This is a genomic window from Pseudomonas sp. BW7P1 (genome assembly GCF_024981055.1).
GTDB classification, from domain to species: Bacteria; Pseudomonadota; Gammaproteobacteria; order Pseudomonadales; family Pseudomonadaceae; genus Aquipseudomonas; species Aquipseudomonas bananamidigenes.
In genome coordinates, this window is the sequence record NZ_CP103374.1 from 1,860,745 (window position 1) to 1,880,184 (window position 19,440).

Genomic DNA, 19,440 nt, shown 5'->3' on the forward strand with positions numbered 1-19,440 from the left:
GAAAGGGATGCGCCCGGATTTCGCCCTCGTCGCGGGGGCGGCAGAGCTGGCGCGTTTCCTGCAAGTCCCCCTCAAATCGCCATAAAACGAGCGCTCGCGGTGATTCACCTGCGCCCGGACTGGCAAAGGTTCAGCCGCAAAGGCCCGCAACAGCGAGGCCGAGCCCTGTGACGCAGAAGAGGGGAGACGATGAAGGCAGTAATTTTGGCGGGCGGGCTCGGTACTCGCATCAGCGAGGAGTCGCACCTCAAGCCCAAGCCGATGATCGAGATCGGCGGCAAGCCAATTCTCTGGCACATCATGAAGCAGTATTCCGCCCACGGAATCCACGACTTCGTGATCTGCCTCGGCTACAAGGGCTACGCGATCAAGGACTTTTTCGCCAACTACTTCCTGCACACCTCCGACGTCACCTTCGACATGCGCAACAACCGCATGGACGTGCACCAGAACTACAGCGAGCCATGGCGCGTGACGCTGGTCGACACCGGTGAAGACACCATGACCGGGGGGCGCCTGCGCCGTGCGGCGCGCTATCTGGAAGGTGAAGAGGCATTCTGCTTCACCTATGGTGACGGCGTGTCCGACCTCGACATCGGCGCTCTGGTGGATTTCCACCGCGGCCACGGCAGACTCGCCACCGTCACCGCTGTGCAACCGCCCGGACGCTATGGCGCACTGGAGCGCGACGGCGACAGCGTATTGGGCTTCACCGAAAAACCACGGGGCGATGGTGGCTGGATCAACGGTGGTTTCTTCGTCCTTTCGCCCAAGGTGCTGCCTTACATCGCGGACGATCAGACTTCCTGGGAAGCCGAGCCCTTGGCAAACCTGGCCGCCGAGCAACAGTTGCAGGCGTTCCAGCACGAAGGCTTCTGGCATCCGATGGACACTCTGCGTGACAAGAACCATCTCGAAGCGCTGTGGCAGAGCGGGGAGGCCCCATGGAAGCAATGGGCCTGAGTCCTGAATTCTGGCGCGGCAAGCGGGTTCTGGTCACCGGACACACCGGTTTCAAGGGCAGCTGGCTGACCCTGTGGCTGCAAAGCCTCGGCGCGCAAGTCAGCGGTTTTTCCCTGGATCCTTCGACCGAGCCGAGCCTGTTCGAACTCGCGCGAGTACACGAAGGCATCAACGATCAGCGTGGCGACCTGCGAGACCTGGGCGCCTTGCTGGAAATCATCGCCGACACCGAGCCGGAGATCGTCCTGCACCTGGCGGCCCAGCCGCTGGTGCGCGAAGGCTATCGCGATCCGCTCGGCACCTACTCCAGCAACGTCATGGGCACACTGAACCTGCTCGAAGCGATCCGTCAGGTCGGTTGCGTGCGGGCCTGCGTGCTGGTGACCACCGACAAGGTCTACGCCAACAAAGAATGGCTGTGGCCGTACCGCGAAGACGAAGCCCTCGGTGGTCACGACCCTTACAGCAGCAGCAAGGCGTGCTGCGAGTTGCTGGCTCAGTCTTATGCGGCATCCTTTTTCCCGGCGGACAAGTACGCCGAACACGGCCTGGCGCTGGCCACCGCTCGCGCCGGCAACGTGCTGGGCGGCGGCGATTTCGCCCCTGAACGGCTGATTCCCGATGTACTTAAAGCCTGGTCCGCAGACGAGCCGGTGACCCTGCGCTACCCGCAAGCCGTTCGCCCTTGGCAGCACGCGCTGGAGCCGCTGGCCGGCTATTTGCAACTGGCCGCCGGCCTCTATGAAGATGGCCCGGAATACGCCGGGGCGTGGAACTTCGGCCCGGGCGAAGCGGACATGTGCAGCGTCGGCGAAGTGGTCGAACTGCTTGCCAATCGCTGGCCACAGGCCCGGGGTCTGCGCATCGAACCGAGCGAACTACACGAAGCCGGCCTGCTGCGCCTGGACAGCAGCCGCGCCCGTCAGGTGCTGGGCTGGCAACCGCGCTGGACGTTGCAGCAATGCCTGACCCAGACCCTCGACTGGCACCTGGCGTGGCAGAACGGCGATGACATGCGCACCGTGACCCTCGGTCAACTGAACCTGTACCGGGGCGCGCTGTGAGTGAATTTTCCTTGCAAGCCTTGCCGCTGGCGGGGCTGTTCAATGTGCGGCACAAGCGTTTCGAAGATCAGCGCGGGCACTTCGCCCGGCTGTTCTGCGAGGGCAGCCTGAAGGCGTTTGGCAGTGAATTTCACATCCGCCAGATCAACCACTCCTGCACCCGCGAGAAGGGCAGCGTGCGCGGTCTGCATTACCAGAACGCCAACGCGCCGGAAGCCAAGCTGATCACCTGCCTGCGCGGTGAAGTGTGGGACGTGGCGGTGGACCTGCGCCCGGATTCCGAAACCTTCCTGCACTGGCACGCCGAGCACCTGAAGGCCGGTGACGGTCGCAGCCTGTTGATCCCGGCCGGTTTCGCTCACGGTTTCCAGACCCTCACCGACGATGCCGAACTGCTTTATCTGCACAGCGCCGATTACGCGCCTGAGCACGAGGGCGGCCTGTCGGTGAACGATCCTCGGCTGGCGATCGCCTGGCCGTTGCCTGTCAATAATTTGTCAGCGCGTGATTCCAGCCATCCCGCGCTCGATCATCACTTTGCTGGAGTGCGTCTATGAATTGCCGTGGGTGCGCCGCACCGCTGAGCCTGCCGCTGATCGACCTCGGCACCTCGCCACCGTCCAACGCCTACGTGCATGCCGATCGGCTGGAGCAGGCCGAACAGTGGGTGCCGCTGAAGGTCGCCGTGTGCCAGCAATGCTGGCTGGTGCAGACCGAGGATTACACCTCTGCCGACAGCCTGTTCGACGCGGAATACGCCTACTTCAGCTCGTTCTCCAGCACCTGGCTGGCCCACGCCGAGCGTTATGTGGCCGAGATGACCGAGCGCTTCGGCCTGACCGCCGACAGCCGGGTGGTGGAAGTCGCGGCCAACGACGGCTACCTGCTGCAATACGTCGCCGCTCGCGGCATCCCGTGCCTGGGCGTCGAGCCGACCCGCAGCACCGCGCAGGCGGCACGGGAAAAAGGCCTGGAGATTCGTGAGCTGTTCTTCGGCCGCGACACCGCCGCACAGCTGAAAAGCGAAGGCTGGTCCGCCGACCTGATGGCCGCCAACAACGTGCTGGCCCATGTGCCGGACATCAATGACTTCCTCGGTGGTTTCGCCACGCTGCTCAAACCGACCGGCGTCGCCACCTTCGAATTCCCGCAACTGCTGACGCTGATGGCGGGCGCGCAGTTCGACACGCTGTACCACGAACACTATTCCTACCTGTCCCTGACTGCCGTGCAGACGTTGTGCGAGCGCAACGGTCTGGAGGTCTTCGACGTCAGCCAGTTGACCACCCACGGCGGATCGCTGCGGGTGTTCGTGCAGCGCAGGGACGGCGAACGCCGCGCTGTGCAACCCGCGGTGCAACAGCAGTTGCAGGCCGAACTCGACGCGGGTGTGAAAACTCCCGAGTACTACGCCACGCTGGCACCGGCCGCCGAACGCATCAAACATGATCTGCTGCGTTTTCTGTTGCAAGCCAAGGCCGATGGCAAGCGCGTAGTCGGTTATGGCGCTGCCGCCAAAGGCAACACCTTGCTCAATTACGCCGGGGTCAAACCGGATCTGCTGGCCTGGGTCGCCGATGCCAACCCGCACAAGCAGGGCAAGTATTTGCCGGGCAGTCGCATCCCGATCGTGGCGCCAGCGCAGATCGATATCGAAAAACCGGATTACGTGCTGGTGCTGCCATGGAACCTGCTGCACGAAGTCAGCCAGCAACTGGCTCAGGTACGCCAGTGGGACGGCCGCTTCGTGATCGCCGTGCCTGAGTTGAGCGTGCTGTGAAGGTCCTGGTCACCGGAGCCACGGGCTTCGTCGGTCGTCATCTGGTCGCGGCGTTGCTGGGGCATGGCTGCACGGTGCGGGCGGTGGCGCGCAGTGAGCAGACCGCCGCCAGCATGGCGTGGATCAATGACGTCGAGTTCGTCAGCGCGGATATTCACGCCGCCGACCTGGACATTGATGCGCTGACCGAGGGGGTCGACGCACTCGTACACCTGGCATGGCCGGGGCTGCCGAACTATCGGGCACTGTTTCATTTCGAGCACAACCTGATGGCCGATTACCGCTTTATCAAGGGCGCGGTCGAGGCGGGCGTGAAGCAGGTACTGGTGACCGGCACCTGCTTCGAATACGGCATGCAGAGCGGCCCGCTGAGCGAATGGAACGATGCACGGCCAGCCAATCCCTACGGGCTGGCCAAGCACACCCTGCACCTGTTTCTGCAAAATCTGCAGCAGGAACATCCGTTCACCCTGCAATGGGTGCGGTTGTTCTATCTGCATGGCACCGGACAGAACCCCAACAGCCTGCTGGCGGCGCTGGACCGGGCGATCGATGCGGGTGAGCCGACGTTCAACATGTCGGCCGGTGAACAGTTACGGGATTTTCTGGCGATTGAAAACGCCGCCGCGCATCTCGCCGCGATCCTTCACAAGCGCGATTTCGACGGCACGCTCAACTGCGCCAGCGGCCAACCGGTTTCAGTGCGTGCGCTGGTCGAACAGCGTGTGCGCGAGCGCGGCGCGTCCATCGGCCTGAACCTTGGTCATTATCCGTATCCGACCCACGAACCGCTGGCGTTCTGGGCGGTGACCGAGCGTCTGCAACAGTTATTGGGAGAGCCGCAATGAGGCACGAGTTGTATCGGGTCACCGACCTGCCGGTGCTGCAGAACCGCACCTTTGCCGATCCCGAATCGGCGAAGGCGTCGGCTCGTGCCGACATGTTGCTGGTGCAGGATGAGCGCAGCGGTCTGATCTTCAACGCCGCGTTCGACGCCGACAAACTCAGCTACGACGCCGACTACCAGAACGAGCAGGCCCATTCCGGCCAGTTCCAGAAGCACCTGCACGACGTTGAAGGCATCATCGCCAAGCACTTCAAGGGTCAGGAACTGATCGAGGTCGGCTGCGGCAAGGGCTACTTCCTTGAGCTGCTCAAGGGCCTGGGCTACCGCATCACCGGCATCGACCCGGCTTACGAAGGCGACAACGCCGACGTGATCAAGGCCCCGTTCACCCGTGGCCTGGGCCTGGAAGCGGACGCCATTGTGCTGCGCCATGTACTGGAGCACATTCAGGATCCACTGGGCTTTCTGGCGGTGATCGCCGAAGCCAATCAGGGCGGCGGGCAGATCTACATCGAAGTGCCGTGCTTCGACTGGATCCTCGAACACCGCGCCTGGTTCGACCTGTTCTACGAGCACGTCAATTATTTCCGCCTCGACGACCTGCGCCGGATGTTCGGCACCGTGCACGAGGCCGGCCACCTGTTCGGCGGCCAATACCTGTACATCGTCGCCGACCTTGCCACATTGCGCCTGAACCCGGAACAACCGGTGCCACGCCTGGCATTGCCGGACGATTTCACCGCCAGCCTCGACCGCGCGGTGCAGATCATTCAGGCCGCACCCGGACAGGGTTCGGCGATCTGGGGGGCGTCCTCCAAAGGCGTGATCTATTCGCTGTTCCTGCAAAGGGCGGGCGTGGCGGTGGATCGCGTGGTCGATATCAACCCGGCCAAACAGGGGCGCTACCTGCCCCTGAGCGGCGCCCGGGTGTCCTCGCCGCAGGAGGCGATGGATGCCTTGCCCGAGGGCGCCAACCTGTTTGTGATGAATTCCAATTACCTCGAAGAGATCAAGCGGATGACCGGTGGACGTTACGTCTATCACGCCGTCGACAGCGCTTCGTTCCAGTGAACCTTGAGATTTTGAAAATGACCGACAACAGCATCAACAAAGCCTTCGAAGCCGAGTGCCGCGAGCAGATCGCCCAGCAGGGTGACGATCAGAAACTTACCGGCCTGGCCCGTGACTTCTTCAATGAGTCCGCCAAACACAAGTACAGCTACCACTTCTCGTGGATGGGCCGTCCGATCATCCAGTTGCCGCAAGACATGATGGCGATGCAGGAAATCATCTGGCAGGTGAAGCCGGACCTGGTCATCGAGTGCGGCATCGCCCACGGCGGCTCGATCATCTACTACGCCTCGCTGCTGGAGCTGCAAGGCCACGGCGAAGTGCTGGGCATCGACCTCGACATTCGCCCGCATAACCGCGAAGCCATTGAAAGCCACCCGATGAGCAAACGCATCAAGATGATCGAGGGCTCGAGCATCGACCCGGCCATCGCCGCTCAGGTGCGTGCTGCCGCTGAAGGCAAGAAAGTCATTCTGGTGCTCGATTCCAACCACACCCACGACCACGTGCTCGAAGAGCTGCGCCTCTATGCGCCACTGGTTTCGGTCGACAGCTACTGCGTGGTAATGGACACCGTGGTTGAAGACATGCCGGCCGATTTCTTCCCGGATCGTCCATGGGGCCCGGGCGACAACCCGAAGACCGCCGTCTGGAAATACCTGGAAGAGAACAAGGATTTCGAAATCGACGTTCAGTTGCAGAACAAGCTGCTGATCACCGTGGCGCCGGACGGTTACCTGCGTCGCGTGCGTTAATCGAAACATCATCAAAGCGTAGATTTGGCGATTCGCCGGTAGTGGGGAGAGGTTATGCAAGGCAAGTACGGTTCGGAACAGGCGCCGGTGCTCAATGAGCTGTTGACCGTGGTGCTGTTTACCCATAATCGTCCGGCGTTCCTGCGCCGGGCGGTGAAGTATTACAGCGCCTTGCCTTGCAGGATCATGGTGCTGGATTCGAGTCCGGAACTGCCTGAAGGCGACTTTTCCGCCGTCGACTATCACCACGTGCCGCAGTTCGCCTATTGGGGCATGCAGGCCAAGCTGGCCTATGGCGTGGAGCGCGTGACCACGCCGTACACCGTGCTGGCGGCGGACGACGACTTCATCCTGCACGATTCGCTGGCCGAGTCCGTGGGTTTCCTGCAAGACCATCCCGACTACGGCATGTGCCACGGCTACTGCCTGATGTACCTGACCCTGGCCGGTGACGTGAGCTACTACCGCCGCGACAAGAAAGTCTGCGAGGACTATGCGTCCGAGCGGGCCCAGGATCGCGTCATCGATTACATGAGCCAGTACATCCCGCCGTTCTACGCGGTGACCCGTACCGACCTGATGAAGTCCTGGCATGCGGCGATGCCGGCGGGCACCAGTTTCCAGTGGCAGGAGATCGGCCATGTGTACTACATGCTGGCCTGCGCCAAGGCGCGGATCCTGCCGATCCCTTACGTGGTGCGCGAAATCAACTACGGCAACTCCGAGCACAGCACCGAGGTGTACCACTCGCTGACCTACATGGACGCAAGGTCGGTGGCCGAGCGCGAGGCGTTCGCCGAGTTCCTGGCGTCGTTGCCCACCGGCATTCAGGGACTGGATGCGGAGCAAGGCAAGGCCTTCGCCCTGCAGAGTTTCGAAGCGATGGTCGACAGCCTGCAATCGGGCCGTGCACTGACCGCCGAGCTGATTATCCAGTCCACGTGGCACCAGGCGCTCAAGCGTCCGGACCGTCGGTTCGGACCGCTGCAGTACGTGGAAATGCCGTTCTACAACCAGGCCTTCTTCGATCGCCTGGAGCAGATCGAATTCATGCTCCACGCCATGCCGGCCGGCCGCGTTCAGCTGAACGGCCTGGAAGGTGTGTGGACCCGTCAGGCTCACTTGCTGCAGGCGCGCAACAACGACACCGCCGAGAGCGTGCTTGACCGTCTGTGGCAGGCCCACGACCTCAACGCCTTCAACCGCGAAGTGCTCAAGCGCCTGCTGGCGCAACTGGAGCAGGCGGGCGAAGACGAAGAGGCGCAGAAGACGCGCGACTGGCTGGCGCGCCTGGAGGCCTTGACCCTGGAAGATCACCGTCCGACGTTCGAGAAGATGCAGTCCGGCAAACTGCTCAAATGGCTGGGTTCGCGCCAGCCGGAGGCTGCACAGCTCGGAGCGATTGCCGAACATCTGGCGGTCAACGGCGGCGGCCCGCAGTTCGGCGTTTTCCTGCTGGACCTGGACAACGACATCGACAAGGTGCAAGTCACCCTCGACAGCCTGCTCGAAGGTCAGTGCAAGGCATTCCGGATCGTCGTGTTCACCACCGGTGAGCCACCGGTCGCCACTACGGCGCAGAACACCCTGCACTTTGTCCGCGTCACGCCGGGCAATCTGGTCGAGAAGCTCAACCAGAGCGCCCGCCAGTCGCCATGCGACTGGGTGCTGCTGGCCGAAGCGGGCGACGAGTTCACCGCTGCCGGTCTGCTGCGCGCCAGCCTCGAACTGATGGCCGCCGACGGTTGCAGCGCGGTATCCACCGACGAGATTCAACGCCAAGACAAAGGCGCGCTGGTGGATGTGTTCCGTCCGGGCTTCAACCTGGACTTGCTGCTGAGCCTGCCGGGCATGATGGCGCGTCACTGGCTGATCCGCCGAGAGTCGCTGGTCGCGGTCGGCGGCTACCGGGCGGACTTCAGCAAGGCGCTGGAATTCGACGTGCTGCTGCGCATCCTCGAAAAAGACGGGCTCAACAGCCTGGCGCACCTCGACGAGCCGCTGCTGATCGCCCGCGCGCCACAGCTGGAGGAAAACCCTCATGAGCGCCTGGCCCTGCTGCGTCACCTGGGCACCCGCGGCTACAAGGCCAAGGTCACGTCCTCGACGCCGGGGATCTACCAGATCGACTACCACCACAGCGAGCGCCCGCTGGTGTCGGTGATCGTGCCGGCGGGCAACGACCTGCCTGCCTTGCAGCGCTGCCTGGAAGGCGTGCTGCTGCGCACCCGCTATCACCACTATGAGATCCTGGTGGCCGCGACGGCGCAGCAGTCGGCCGAAGTCAATGACTGGCTGGGCGCCTATCAGCACCCGAAGGTTCAGGTGCTGCGCGCCGATCAGCCGTTGAACGAACCGGCGCTGATCAATGCCGCCAGCCGTCAGGCCCAGGGCGAATATCTGGTACTGCTCGCTGCTGACGCGGAAGTGGTCAACCCGAACTGGCTCGATTCGATGCTCAACCACGCGCTGCGTCCGGAAGTCGGCGTGGTCGGGGCGAAACTGGTCGACCGCGACGGCAAGGTCAGCCAGGCCGGCCTGATCCTGGGCCTGAACGGCGGGGTCGGTTCGGCCTTCATCGGCGAAAAACATGATGCTGACGGATACCTGTACCGCCTGTCGGTGGAGCACGGCTATTCGGCGGTGTCGGGCGTTTGCCTGATGGTGCGCAAGGCGCTGTTCGAAGGCCTGGACGGTCTGGACGACACCACCTTCGCGGACGGTTTCAGCGACGTCGACCTGTGCCTGAAAGCGGGGCAGGCCGGCTACCTCACTGTGTGGACGCCGTCGGTTCAGGTGCTGCATCCGGGCCAACTGCCGCAGGCCCCGGAGGCGCTTGAGGCGCTGCGGGAAAAATGGGCCGCAGCCTTCGCCGGGGACCAGGCCTACAACGCGAACCTGAGCCTGACCGGCAAAGGCTACACCCTCAACGAAAGCGCTTCGCTGGACTGGGCGCAACTGCTTGCCTAAGCCTTCGCGCAGGGAACGGGACTCAAGACATGTTCAACGGCAAATCGATTTTCATCTCCGGTGGCACAGGCTCGTTCGGGCGCAAATTCATTGCGCGCCTGCTCGAGCAATACCAGCCCAAACGCGTGGTGGTGTTCTCCCGGGATGAGCTCAAACAGTACGAAATGCAGCAGACGTTCAACGCGCCGTGCATGCGTTACTTCCTCGGGGATGTGCGCGACGCCGAGCGTCTGCGCCAGGCCATGCGCGGCATCGATTACGTGGTGCATGCGGCGGCGCTCAAGCAGGTGCCGGCGGCGGAGTACAACCCCACCGAGTGCATCCGCACCAACGTCAATGGCGCGGAGAACATCATCGCCGCCGCCATCGACAACGGCGTGAAGAAAGTCGTCGCGCTGTCCACCGACAAGGCCGCGAGCCCGATCAACCTGTACGGCGCCACCAAGTTGCTGTCGGACAAATTGTTCGTCGCGGCCAACAACATTGCCGGTGAGCAACAGACGCGGTTTGCCGTGGTGCGCTACGGCAACGTGGCCGGCTCGCGTGGTTCGGTGGTGCCGTTCTTCAGCCAGCTGATCGCCGATGGCGCGAAAGAACTGCCGATCACCGACGAGCGCATGACCCGTTTCTGGATCACCCTCGATCACGGCGTGCAATTCGTCCTCGACAGTTTTGCGCGGATGCACGGCGGTGAAGTGTTCGTGCCGAAGATCCCGTCGATCCGCATTGTCGATCTGGCCCGGGGCATGGCCGGGCATCTGCCGCACAAGAACGTCGGCATCCGTCCGGGGGAAAAGCTGCACGAACTGATGGTGCCGCTGGACGATGCGCGGATGACTCTGGAGTTCGATGATCACTACACGATTCAGCCTTCGATCCGTTTCACCAGCGTCGATGTCGATTTTGCCGTCGACAGACTCGGCGAGCAGGGGCGGCCGGTGGGCGAGCACTTTGAGTATCGCTCCGACACCAATCCGCATTTCCTCTCGGTCGGGCAGATCGCCGACCTGCACGCGAAGCTGTCGATATGATTCCGTATGGTCGGCAAAGCGTCGATCAGGCGGATATCGACGCGGTCGTCGAGGTCTTGCAGTCCGACTGGTTGACTCAGGGGCCGACCATCGAGCGCTTCGAACAGGCGATGGCCGAGCGTTGCCAGGCGGATTTCGCAGTCGCAGTGTGCAACGCCACCGCTGCGTTGCACATTGCCTGCCTGGCGGCTGGGCTCGGTCCGGGCGACCGTTTGTGGACCACGCCGAACACCTTTTTAGCGTCGGCCAACTGTGGCCGTTACTGCGGCGCCGACGTTGACTTCGTCGACATTGATCCGCTGACCTGGAACCTTGATGCCGAGGTTCTGGCTAGCAAGCTCGATGCTGCCGAACGCGACGGCACGCTGCCCAAAGTGCTGGTGGCCGTGGCGTTCTCCGGGCAGAGCTGCGACATGCGGCGCATTGCCGAACTGGCCGAGCGCTACAACTTCACCGTGATCGAAGATGCCTCCCACGCGGTCGGCGCCAGTTATGCCGGGCGTCCTGTGGGCTGTGGCGAATTTGCGGCGATGACGGTGTTCAGTTTCCACCCGGTGAAGATCGTCACCAGCGGCGAGGGCGGCATGGTGCTGACCAATCGCCCGGAGTTGGCCGAGCATCTGCAACGCCTGCGCAGCCACGGCATGACCCGCGATCCGCAGCAGATGACCGAGCCCAGTCACGGACCGTGGTATTACCAGCAGGTCGAGCTGGGCTTCAATTACCGGATCACCGATCTGCAGGCCGCGCTGGGTCTGTCACAGTTGAGCAAACTGGACGAATTCATCGCCCGTCGCCGCGAGTTGGTCGCACGTTATGACCGCCTCCTGGCGTGCTTGCCGCTCACCCTGCCGAGCCTCCAGCCGGACGCAGAATCGGCCTGGCATCTTTATGTGGTGCGCTTGCAGACCGAACGCATCAGCCTGAGTCACCGTCAAGTGTTCGAAGGTTTGCGCTCGGCCGGGGTCGGTGTGAATCTGCATTACATTCCGGTGCATCTGCAGCCTTACTATCGTGACCTGGGTTTCGCCGAGGGTGACTTCCCCGAGGCCGAGCGTTATTACGCCGAAGCGATCAGCCTGCCGCTGTTTCCGCTGCTGAGTGATCAGCAGCAGGATTACGTGGTCGAGCAACTGCGTCGGTTGACTGAATGAGTGCCGCTGTCGCGGTGGATGGAAAACGGCAATGCGTGATCTGAGCGAACAGGAACACTTCTGGCAGGGCGAATTCGGCAACCAGTACGTCGAACGCAACATCGGACAACCGTTGGTGGCGGCCAATCTGGCGTTGTTCGCCAAGGCCCTGACACGGGCCGGGCGGATCGACAGCCTGCTGGAACTGGGCACCAACGCCGGCAACAACTTGCAGGCGTTGCGACAGCTGTTGCCGCACTGCGAACTGTCTGGTGTCGAGATCAACGCCAGCGCCTGCGCTCAGGCGCGTGCGCTGGATATCGCAACAATCTGGCACGGCTCGTTGTTCGATTTCCCCCGCGAACGAACCTTCGACCTGACCTTGAGCAAAGGCGTGCTGATCCATCTGGCGCCGGAGCTGTTGCCGACCGCCTATGCGCAGTTGTACGAGCTGAGCCGGCGCTACATCCTGATCGCCGAGTATTACAATCCGTCACCGGTGGAAGTGTCCTATCGCGGCAACAGCGGCAAGCTGTTCAAGCGTGATTTCGCCGGGGAAATGCTCGATCGCTATCCGGATCTGCAACTGCTGGACTACGGTTTCGGTTATCACCGCGATCCGCAGTTTCCGGTGGACGACATCACCTGGTTTCTGCTGGAAAAACGTCCTTGAACAACGTCGCAATCATCCCGGCCCGCGGGGGCAGCAAACGCATCCCGCGCAAGAATCTCAAGCCGTTCGACGGTGTGCCGATGATTGTCCGTTCGATTCGCACGGCGCTGGATTCGGGGTTGTTCGCACAGGTGGTGGTCAGTACTGATGACGAAGAGATCGCCGCGCTGGCGCAGGCTCACGGTGCTCACGTGCCGTTCATGCGTCCGGCGGAGCTGGCCGATGATTTCACCGGCACGGCGGCAGTGATCGTGCATGCCTTGCAGCAACTGCCGGCCTTCGATTACGCCTGCTGTGTGTACGCCACCGCGCCGTTGTTGCAGACGCGGTTTCTGCGTCAGGGCTTTGAGTTGCTGGCGCAGCATCCGGACAAGTCCTTTGCTTTTTCGGTCACCGATTTCGGCTTTCCGGTACAGCGCGCCCTGACCCTTGACGGGCAGGGCGCGCTGACGGCGCTGTACCCCGAGTTTCGCAATACCCGTTCGCAGGATCTGCCGGCTGCCTTTCAGGATGCCGGCCAGTTCTATTGGGGCCGCAGTGAGGCCTGGCTGGGTGGAGAGGTGCTGTATTCGCCGGCCAGTCTGCCGGTGATCCTGCCCCGGTATCTGGTGCAGGACATTGATACCGTCGAAGACTGGAAACGCGCCGAATACCTTTACGCGGCACTCAAGGCTGGTGGAGAGCTGCAATGAGAGTGCTGATTCGCGCCGACGCCTCGCCGACCATCGGCAGTGGCCATATCGCCCGCTGTCTGACGCTGGCGCGAGTGCTGCGCACGCAGGGCAGTCATGTCGCGTTCGCCTGTCGTCGTTTGCCGGGGCATCGGCTCGATGCGTTGCAGGCCGAGGGCTTCGAGACCTTTGCGCTGCCTGATCGCTATATCGACGAAGATCCACAGCAGGCCATCGAGTCGATGCTGCCGTGGCAGGCGGATATCGATGCACTGGCGACGCAGCTGGACGGACAGGCCGCATTCGACTGGATCATCGCCGACCATTACGGCCTCGATCACCACTGGCAAACCGCTGCGCGCCGTTTCGGTTCGCGCATCGCTGCCGTGGATGATCTCGCGACTCGGCGCTACAGCGTGGATCTGCTGCTCAATCAGAATCTCTCCGGGCTCAGCGAAAACTATCAACCGCTGCTGCCGGCCGGTTGCCGGACCTTGCTTGGGCCGCGATTCGCCATGCTGCGCGAAGAGTTCAGTGGCCCGGCCATCGAGATCAAATCCGTGGCGCGGCGGGTACTGGTGAACTTCGGTGGTTTCGATGCCGCCCGGCAGACCCACCACGCGATGCTGGCACTGGCGGATTTTTCCGGGCTGGAAGTGGACTTCGTCGCCGGTGCCGACAACCCGGCATGGGCCGAGATGCAGGCACTGGCCGAGAATCGGCCGAACTGGACCCTGCACCGTTTCGTCAGCGATTTTCATCGGCGCATGACCGAGGCTGACCTGTTCATCGGCGCTGGCGGTGGCACCAGTTGGGAGCGGGCAGCGCTGGGTCTGCCGACGATTTGCATCGCCGTGTCGAACAACCAGCAGAACAACGGCGAAGTCATGGCAGCGGCCGGTGCCCATGTATTCATGGGCGCCCGCGAGCAGGTCAGCGTCGCGCAACTGCGTGATGCCATCGGCTTTGTCGTGGGCAATTTTTACCTGCGCCAAAGCCTGGCCGAGCGCTCGCGCCAGTTGGTCGACGGACGCGGTGCGTTGCGGGTAGCGGCGGCATTGGCCGGCGCCGTACTCAGGCTGCGCAAGGCGACGCCGGACGATGCGCAGTTGCTGTTCGACGGGCGCAATGCCGAGGCGGTGCGTCGCTGGTCACTGGAGAGCGGCGTGATCGGGTGGTCGCAGCATCTGAACTGGCTCGACGCGAGTTTGCGCAATCCTCAACGCTTGCTGTTGATTGCCGAGGCCGATGACGGTCCGGTCGGGGTGTTGCGCTACGATCTGCGCGGCTTCGACGCTGAAGTTTCGCTGTATCTGCTGGAGGGGCGTTTCGGTCTCGGCTGGGGCAGGGCGCTGCTGGCGCGAGGCGAGGCGTTCGTCACTGCACACTGGCCGCAGATGACCGCGATCACCGCGCAGGTCTTGCCGGCCAATCAGGCCTCGCTCAATGTATTTCGTGACGCAGGCTTCACCCAAAATGCCTGCGCGTTCACCAGGGAATTGAAGGAACCCCGCTCATGAACAGTTTCAGGATTGGCGACCGCCTTGTCGGTGCCGATGCACCGCCGTTCATCATTGCCGAAATGAGCGGCAACCATAACCAGTCGCTGGACGTCGCCCTGCAGATTGTCGAAGCGGCGGCCAGGTCCGGTGCCCACGCCTTGAAGCTGCAAACCTACACCGCCGACACCATGACCCTGGATCTGGCGCAAGGCGAGTTCTTCATCAAGGATCCGACCAGTCTGTGGGCGGGTACTTCGCTCTACGACCTTTATGAAAAGGCCCACACGCCCTGGGAATGGCACGCGCCGATCTTCGCCCGGGCCAAGGAATTGGGCATGCTCGCGTTTTCGACGCCGTTCGATGACAGCGCCGTGGACTTTCTTGAAAGCCTCGATGTACCGGCCTACAAGATCGCCAGTTTCGAAAACACTGATCTGCCACTGATTCGTCGCGTCGCGGCCACTGGCAAACCGCTGATCATTTCCACCGGCATGGCCAGCATCGCGGAACTCGACGAAACCGTGCGCGCTGCCCGTGAGGCCGGGTGCAAGGATCTGGTGTTGCTCAAATGCACCAGCACCTACCCGGCGACGCCGCTCAACAGCAATGTGCGCACTATCCCGCATTTGCGTGAATTGTTCGGTTGTCAGGTCGGTCTGTCGGATCATTCGATGGGTGTCGGCGTGTCGGTAGCGGCCGTGGCACTGGGTGCGACGGTGGTGGAAAAACACTTTACCCTCGACCGCGCGGCGGGCGGGGTGGACGCCAGTTTCTCGCTGGAACCGGCGGAACTGGCCAGTCTGGTGGTCGAAACCGAGCGTGCCTGGCAGGCCATGGGCCAGGTGCATTACGGGGTGACCGAGGCTGAGAAAAAATCTCTGGTCTACCGTCGGTCGCTGTACGTCACGGCCGATATGGCGGCCGGTGAACCCTTCACGGCGGCCAACCTGCGCGCCATTCGTCCCGGTCTCGGTCTGCCGCCCAAGCATACCGATGCTGTCCTCGGCCGCCGCGCGCGGTCACCGATCAAGCGTGGTACGCCGCTGGACTGGTCCCTGGTCGAATAATCCGATCTGCACCGATTTGGCCAAATAGCGTGACCTGCGAGTCATAACGCGCATCTTCACTGTATTGTGTTGATCGGGGAGATGGCGCCTGGCCCGTTATCGGTTCCAGTGATAGCCCTTTGCGCTCCCCGTGGCTGCCCGTTGTGGCGGCCGTTTTCTGTTTGTCGGCGCCCCTCGAATCCTTGCGAGCGGTGGTATTGGGCTGTTTATTATTGGGAAGCCGTAATGATTGGCATAAAAAGCATTGCGAGCTACGTTCCTGTAGCCGGCGTGGACAATTACGCACAAGGTGCAAAATTCGAGAAGGATGAAGAATTCATCCTCGGCAAGATCGGTTCGGCCTTCCTTCCACGCAAAGACGCGGAACAGGAAACCTCCGATCTGTGCGTTGAAGCGGCCAATGCGCTGTTTGCCAGCAACCCTGAACTGAAACGTGAATCCATCGACGCGCTGATCGTCGTCACCCAGAACGGTGACGAAGAAGGCCTGCCGCACACGGCTGCCATTGTCCAGGACAAGCTCGGTCTGCCGACTCATGTCGCGGCGTTCGATATTTCCCTGGGCTGCTCCGGCTACGTTTATGGCATCTATGCGATCAAAGGTTTCATGGAAGCGGCTGGCCTCAAGAACGGCCTGCTGATCACGGCTGACCCGTATTCGAAGATCGTCGATCCGGAAGATCGCAATACCACCATGCTGTTCGGCGATGCAGCCACTGCAACCTGGATGGGTGAAGATCCGGTCTGGGCGCTGGGCAAGGCCAAGTTCGGCACTGACGGTTCCGGTGCACCGCATCTGAAAGTCACCGATGGTGTGTTTTTCATGAACGGTCGTCAGGTGTTCAACTTTGCCCTGTTGAAAGTCCCGGCGCACTTGCATGAATTGCTCGACGATTCCGGCCTCGGCGCCGATGACATCGATGCGTTCTGTATTCACCAGGGCAGTGCCGCGATCGTTGATGCCGTTGCGCGGCGTTTCGAAGGCGAGCCGGAGAAATTCATCAAGGACATGGTCGAGACCGGCAACACCGTGTCGTCGAGCATTCCGCTGCTGCTGGAAAAGCACGCGCTGGACTCCAGCTGGAACCGGGTGGCGCTCAGCGGTTTCGGTGTCGGCCTGTCGTGGGGCTCGGCGATTATCTATCGTCCCTGAATCCATCGAAAACGACAGATACAAAAATAGCGTTCCAGGGTTAACCTTGAACGCTATTTTTTTGCCTGAAGGGAGCGCGAGGCGCCATGAGCGAGTTTTTCCAGGGCAACGCTGAAGTCATCCAGAAGCGCTGGCCGGCGCTGTTCGCGCGATTGCAGAGCGAAGACAGCTCGGCAATCGAGGCCGGGCTGACAGAAGGCCTGGGGACGACACTGAGCATCAACGGCATCCAGCTCACCAGCCGTCATGATCGCGTCCGCGAAGCCCGGATTCAGGCCGAGAGCCTGCCGGCGGGCAAACCGCAATTACATGTCTATGGCACCGGCCTCGGGGATCTGCCTTCCGTGCTGCTGGAGCGCAACGGGCTCGAGCGACTCTACGTGCACATCCTCAACGGCGCGCTGTTTGCTTTGGTGCTGCAACTGCTCGATCAGCGTCAATGGCTGCAGGACGCTCGAGTCGAACTGCTGTACGCCGGCGACCTGCCGGATATTTGCACGCCGTTCTTTGCATTGCCCGCCGAAATGCTGCTGGCCGACGACTTCAACGCGAAGATTCGTGATCGACTGGTCAGTGAAGTGCACCTGAGTTTCAACAATCGCGAGTTCGATCCGCAGTTGCCGTTCATTCAGCAGCGTTTGCGTGACTGTTTGCCCGTGCTGCTCGCCGACGATGATGTGGCGCAATTGTTCGGCACCTGCGCCGGACGGGAAATCTATGTGATCGGTACCGGTCCGACCCTCGAGCAGCATTTCGAGCGTCTGGCTGCGATTCGCCAGCAACGCGATCGTCCGCTGTTCATTTGTGTCGACACCGCCTATCGGCCGCTGCGCGAGCACGGCATCGTGCCGGATTTCGTGGTGAGTATCGACCAGCGCATCAACTTCCGGCATCTGCCTTTCGAAGAGTCTGACGGCATTGCGCTGGTGTACTTGCCCATGAGCGATCCCGACGTTTTACGGGCATGGAAGGGCAAGCGCTACGGCGGTTATTCGCTCAGTCCGGTCTATGCGGCGTTGCGTGAGCAATATCCTCGGGCACTGCTGCATGTTGGCGGCAGTGTGATTCACCCGGCGGTGGATCTGGCGGTGAAAATGGGGGCAGGGCAGATCACCCTGTTCGGCGCCGACTTCGCGTTCCCGATGAACAAGACCCACGCCGGCTGGAATGATGGCGACCTGGGACCTTCGGTGAACCAGGCGCGGCACTGGGTGCTGGATGGCTTCGGCCAGCGTGTCAGTACACAGCTCAATTTCCGCGGTTATCTGTGCGTGCTGGAGCGTTACATCGCCAGCCAGCCGCAGGTGGCGTTCTACAACAGCAGTCGCTCGGGGGCGTTGATTGCCGGGACGCGTTTCAATCAGGAGTTTGTGCAATGAGCGCACTGCAAGGCTGTGTCGATGAATGCCGGCGTTGCGCCGTGCTGTTCCGGCTGGGGCGTGATGTGGAGGCGGCGCTGGACATGGTGGAGGTATTTGAAGGTGTACAGCATTTGCTGGTGCCTGCAGCCGCGGATGCGCAGCAAGCCTGGACGCATTTGCTCACGCAGATGCTCGATTGCCAGGAGCGCCAGGACTGGCTGGGTCTCGCCGATTTCATGGAGTACGAATTGATCCATCTGCTGGAAAGTTCTTCGGCATAAGGAATCACCGACAGCGCTGGCTCGCAGGTTTGCGCCGTGGACAGTTTTATGACGTCATTTTTTCGTGGGTAAAACGCGGCTAAGTCTTTGTTTTCTAGGGAGTGGCAGGGTGATGGCAAAATTTTTCAAAAAAGCCCTCAAGCAACCTGCAATCCCGACGATAACTATTACGAAGGTTCTCTAGGCCATACCCGGCGGTTGCCAGGGCCGGAAGCCGCAGTACCCAACCAACGAGGAATTCGTCATGGCTTTAACTGTAAACACCAACACCACGTCGCTGAACGTTCAGAAAAACCTGAACCGCGCTTCCGACGCTCTGTCGACTTCGATGCAGCGCCTGTCTTCCGGCCTGAAAATCAACAGCGCCAAAGACGACGCCGCTGGCCTGCAGATCTCCAACCGCATGTCTTCGCAGATCCGCGGTAACACCCAGGCTATCCAGAACGCCAACGACGGTATCTCCGTTGCCCAGACCGCTGAAGGCGCTCTGCAAGCTTCGACCGACATCCTGCAGCGTATGCGTGAACTGGCTGTTAAAGCCCGTAACGGAACCAACGGTACTGCTGACCAGACCGCGACCAACGCCGAATTCGCTCAGATGTCTGACGAACTGACTCGTATCGCTCAGTCCACCAACCTGAACGGCAAGTTCCTGCTGGACGGTTCGGCTGGTACTGTAACTCTGCAAGTCGGCGCCAACACCGGTTCGGCTAACCACATCGACCTGGTACTGAGCTCCAAGTTCGACGCCGCCAGCCTGTCCGTAGGCAGCGGTACCGTAGTTCTGACCGGTGCTAGCGCAAGTGGCGCTGCACAGAACATCGACAACGCGATCACTGCAATCGACGCCGCTATCGCGACCATCGGTGCAACCCGTGCAAACCTGGGTGCTTCGCAGAACCGTCTGACCAGCACCATCCAGAACCTGCAGAACATCAACGAAAACACCACTGCTGCACAAGGTCGCGTACAAGATACCGACTTCGCCGCAGAGACTGCTAACCTGACCAAGCAGCAAACCCTGCAACAGGCTTCGACCTCTGTTCTGGCTCAAGCCAACCAACTGCCTTCCGCTGTACTGAAGCTGCTTCAGTAATTTCGGAATGAGTTTTGGCGGGG

At 61.8% G+C, this 19,440-nt stretch carries 18 protein-coding genes; all 18 read left to right on the forward strand.

Translation table 11 applies throughout. From position 1 onward, the window contains the following. Nucleotides 1–189: 189 nt before the first annotated feature. The 18 genes from rfbF to NWV16_RS08480 all read left to right on the forward strand — a co-directional run bounded on the left by rfbF (nucleotide 190) and on the right by NWV16_RS08480 (nucleotide 19,417). Complete coding sequence (gene rfbF / locus NWV16_RS08395) at nucleotides 190–963, forward strand: glucose-1-phosphate cytidylyltransferase (RefSeq protein ID WP_260522676.1); 774 nt, start codon at nucleotides 190–192, stop codon at nucleotides 961–963. Next, nucleotides 945–2,027 carry a CDP-glucose 4,6-dehydratase gene (gene rfbG, locus NWV16_RS08400; protein ID WP_260522677.1) on the forward strand — a complete coding sequence of 361 codons (1,083 nt, stop codon included), beginning with the start codon at nucleotides 945–947 and terminating at the stop codon, nucleotides 2,025–2,027. The genes rfbF and rfbG overlap by 19 nt, the downstream gene beginning before the upstream one ends. After that, the gene (gene rfbC / locus NWV16_RS08405) at nucleotides 2,024–2,584 is read left to right on the forward strand and encodes a dTDP-4-dehydrorhamnose 3,5-epimerase (protein WP_260522678.1); all 561 of its coding nucleotides are present in this window, start codon (nucleotides 2,024–2,026) and stop codon (nucleotides 2,582–2,584) included. Before rfbG ends, rfbC begins: the two co-directional genes overlap by 4 nt. Beyond that, nucleotides 2,581–3,807 carry a class I SAM-dependent methyltransferase gene (locus tag NWV16_RS08410; RefSeq protein ID WP_260522679.1) on the forward strand — a complete coding sequence of 409 codons (1,227 nt, stop codon included), beginning with the start codon at nucleotides 2,581–2,583 and terminating at the stop codon, nucleotides 3,805–3,807. Before rfbC ends, NWV16_RS08410 begins: the two co-directional genes overlap by 4 nt. Beyond that, a complete protein-coding gene (locus NWV16_RS08415) occupies nucleotides 3,804–4,655 on the forward strand; it encodes an NAD(P)-dependent oxidoreductase (RefSeq protein ID WP_260522680.1) in 852 nt (283 codons plus the stop codon). The genes NWV16_RS08410 and NWV16_RS08415 overlap by 4 nt, the downstream gene beginning before the upstream one ends. Continuing rightward, nucleotides 4,652–5,725 carry a class I SAM-dependent methyltransferase gene (locus NWV16_RS08420; protein WP_260522681.1) on the forward strand — a complete coding sequence of 358 codons (1,074 nt, stop codon included), beginning with the start codon at nucleotides 4,652–4,654 and terminating at the stop codon, nucleotides 5,723–5,725. The genes NWV16_RS08415 and NWV16_RS08420 overlap by 4 nt, the downstream gene beginning before the upstream one ends. A gap of 17 nt (nucleotides 5,726–5,742) precedes the next feature. Next, nucleotides 5,743–6,480: a cephalosporin hydroxylase family protein gene (locus NWV16_RS08425; RefSeq protein ID WP_007958324.1), complete on the forward strand. Its 738-nt coding sequence runs from the start codon at nucleotides 5,743–5,745 to the stop codon at nucleotides 6,478–6,480. A 54-nt stretch (nucleotides 6,481–6,534) separates the two neighbouring features. Continuing rightward, complete coding sequence (locus tag NWV16_RS08430) at nucleotides 6,535–9,450, forward strand: glycosyltransferase family 2 protein (protein ID WP_260522682.1); 2,916 nt, start codon at nucleotides 6,535–6,537, stop codon at nucleotides 9,448–9,450. Nucleotides 9,451–9,479: 29 nt separating this feature from the next. After that, nucleotides 9,480–10,481 (forward strand): UDP-N-acetylglucosamine 4,6-dehydratase (inverting), encoded by a 1,002-nt coding sequence (gene pseB, locus NWV16_RS08435; protein ID WP_260522683.1) that lies wholly within the window; start codon nucleotides 9,480–9,482, stop codon nucleotides 10,479–10,481. Next, complete coding sequence (gene pseC, locus NWV16_RS08440) at nucleotides 10,478–11,635, forward strand: UDP-4-amino-4,6-dideoxy-N-acetyl-beta-L-altrosamine transaminase (protein ID WP_260522684.1); 1,158 nt, start codon at nucleotides 10,478–10,480, stop codon at nucleotides 11,633–11,635. Before pseB ends, pseC begins: the two co-directional genes overlap by 4 nt. A gap of 31 nt (nucleotides 11,636–11,666) precedes the next feature. After that, entirely contained in the window at nucleotides 11,667–12,287 is a 621-nt protein-coding gene (locus NWV16_RS08445; RefSeq protein ID WP_260522685.1) for a pseudaminic acid biosynthesis-associated methylase, read from the forward strand. After that, the gene (gene pseF, locus NWV16_RS08450) at nucleotides 12,284–12,979 is read left to right on the forward strand and encodes a pseudaminic acid cytidylyltransferase (protein ID WP_260522686.1); all 696 of its coding nucleotides are present in this window, start codon (nucleotides 12,284–12,286) and stop codon (nucleotides 12,977–12,979) included. The genes NWV16_RS08445 and pseF overlap by 4 nt, the downstream gene beginning before the upstream one ends. Continuing rightward, nucleotides 12,976–14,478 carry a UDP-2,4-diacetamido-2,4,6-trideoxy-beta-L-altropyranose hydrolase gene (pseG, locus tag NWV16_RS08455; RefSeq protein WP_260522687.1) on the forward strand — a complete coding sequence of 501 codons (1,503 nt, stop codon included), beginning with the start codon at nucleotides 12,976–12,978 and terminating at the stop codon, nucleotides 14,476–14,478. The genes pseF and pseG overlap by 4 nt, the downstream gene beginning before the upstream one ends. Then, nucleotides 14,475–15,527: a pseudaminic acid synthase gene (gene pseI / locus NWV16_RS08460; protein WP_260522688.1), complete on the forward strand. Its 1,053-nt coding sequence runs from the start codon at nucleotides 14,475–14,477 to the stop codon at nucleotides 15,525–15,527. The genes pseG and pseI overlap by 4 nt, the downstream gene beginning before the upstream one ends. 225 nt (nucleotides 15,528–15,752) lie before the next feature. Then, nucleotides 15,753–16,679, forward strand: coding sequence for a ketoacyl-ACP synthase III (locus tag NWV16_RS08465; protein WP_260522689.1), 927 nt, complete (start codon nucleotides 15,753–15,755; stop codon nucleotides 16,677–16,679). Nucleotides 16,680–16,765: 86 nt separating this feature from the next. Then, nucleotides 16,766–18,058, forward strand: coding sequence for a motility associated factor glycosyltransferase family protein (locus NWV16_RS08470; RefSeq protein WP_260522690.1), 1,293 nt, complete (start codon nucleotides 16,766–16,768; stop codon nucleotides 18,056–18,058). Further along, a complete protein-coding gene (locus NWV16_RS08475; protein ID WP_065260781.1) occupies nucleotides 18,055–18,321 on the forward strand; it encodes a hypothetical protein in 267 nt (88 codons plus the stop codon). The genes NWV16_RS08470 and NWV16_RS08475 overlap by 4 nt, the downstream gene beginning before the upstream one ends. Nucleotides 18,322–18,565: 244 nt before the next feature. Further along, nucleotides 18,566–19,417: a flagellin domain-containing protein gene (locus NWV16_RS08480; RefSeq protein ID WP_260522691.1), complete on the forward strand. Its 852-nt coding sequence runs from the start codon at nucleotides 18,566–18,568 to the stop codon at nucleotides 19,415–19,417. Nucleotides 19,418–19,440: the final 23 nt, after the last annotated feature.

What these genes read in the sequence shown, in the direction of transcription:
- NWV16_RS08430 (WP_260522682.1), top strand. Translation starts at nt 6,535, where the DNA reads ATGCAAGGCAAGTACGGTTCGGAACAGGCGCCGGTGCTCAATGAGCTG.
- rfbG (WP_260522677.1), top strand. Translation starts at nt 945, where the DNA reads ATGGAAGCAATGGGCCTGAGTCCTGAATTCTGGCGCGGCAAGCGGGTT.
- pseC (WP_260522684.1), top strand. Translation starts at nt 10,478, where the DNA reads ATGATTCCGTATGGTCGGCAAAGCGTCGATCAGGCGGATATCGACGCG.
- NWV16_RS08470 (WP_260522690.1), top strand. Translation starts at nt 16,766, where the DNA reads ATGAGCGAGTTTTTCCAGGGCAACGCTGAAGTCATCCAGAAGCGCTGG.
- rfbF (WP_260522676.1), top strand. Translation starts at nt 190, where the DNA reads ATGAAGGCAGTAATTTTGGCGGGCGGGCTCGGTACTCGCATCAGCGAG.
- NWV16_RS08445 (WP_260522685.1), top strand. Translation starts at nt 11,667, where the DNA reads ATGCGTGATCTGAGCGAACAGGAACACTTCTGGCAGGGCGAATTCGGC.
- NWV16_RS08425 (WP_007958324.1), top strand. Translation starts at nt 5,743, where the DNA reads ATGACCGACAACAGCATCAACAAAGCCTTCGAAGCCGAGTGCCGCGAG.
- NWV16_RS08410 (WP_260522679.1), top strand. Translation starts at nt 2,581, where the DNA reads ATGAATTGCCGTGGGTGCGCCGCACCGCTGAGCCTGCCGCTGATCGAC.
- NWV16_RS08475 (WP_065260781.1), top strand. Translation starts at nt 18,055, where the DNA reads ATGAGCGCACTGCAAGGCTGTGTCGATGAATGCCGGCGTTGCGCCGTG.
- NWV16_RS08465 (WP_260522689.1), top strand. Translation starts at nt 15,753, where the DNA reads ATGATTGGCATAAAAAGCATTGCGAGCTACGTTCCTGTAGCCGGCGTG.
- NWV16_RS08480 (WP_260522691.1), top strand. Translation starts at nt 18,566, where the DNA reads ATGGCTTTAACTGTAAACACCAACACCACGTCGCTGAACGTTCAGAAA.
- NWV16_RS08420 (WP_260522681.1), top strand. Translation starts at nt 4,652, where the DNA reads ATGAGGCACGAGTTGTATCGGGTCACCGACCTGCCGGTGCTGCAGAAC.
- pseB (WP_260522683.1), top strand. Translation starts at nt 9,480, where the DNA reads ATGTTCAACGGCAAATCGATTTTCATCTCCGGTGGCACAGGCTCGTTC.
- pseG (WP_260522687.1), top strand. Translation starts at nt 12,976, where the DNA reads ATGAGAGTGCTGATTCGCGCCGACGCCTCGCCGACCATCGGCAGTGGC.
- pseI (WP_260522688.1), top strand. Translation starts at nt 14,475, where the DNA reads ATGAACAGTTTCAGGATTGGCGACCGCCTTGTCGGTGCCGATGCACCG.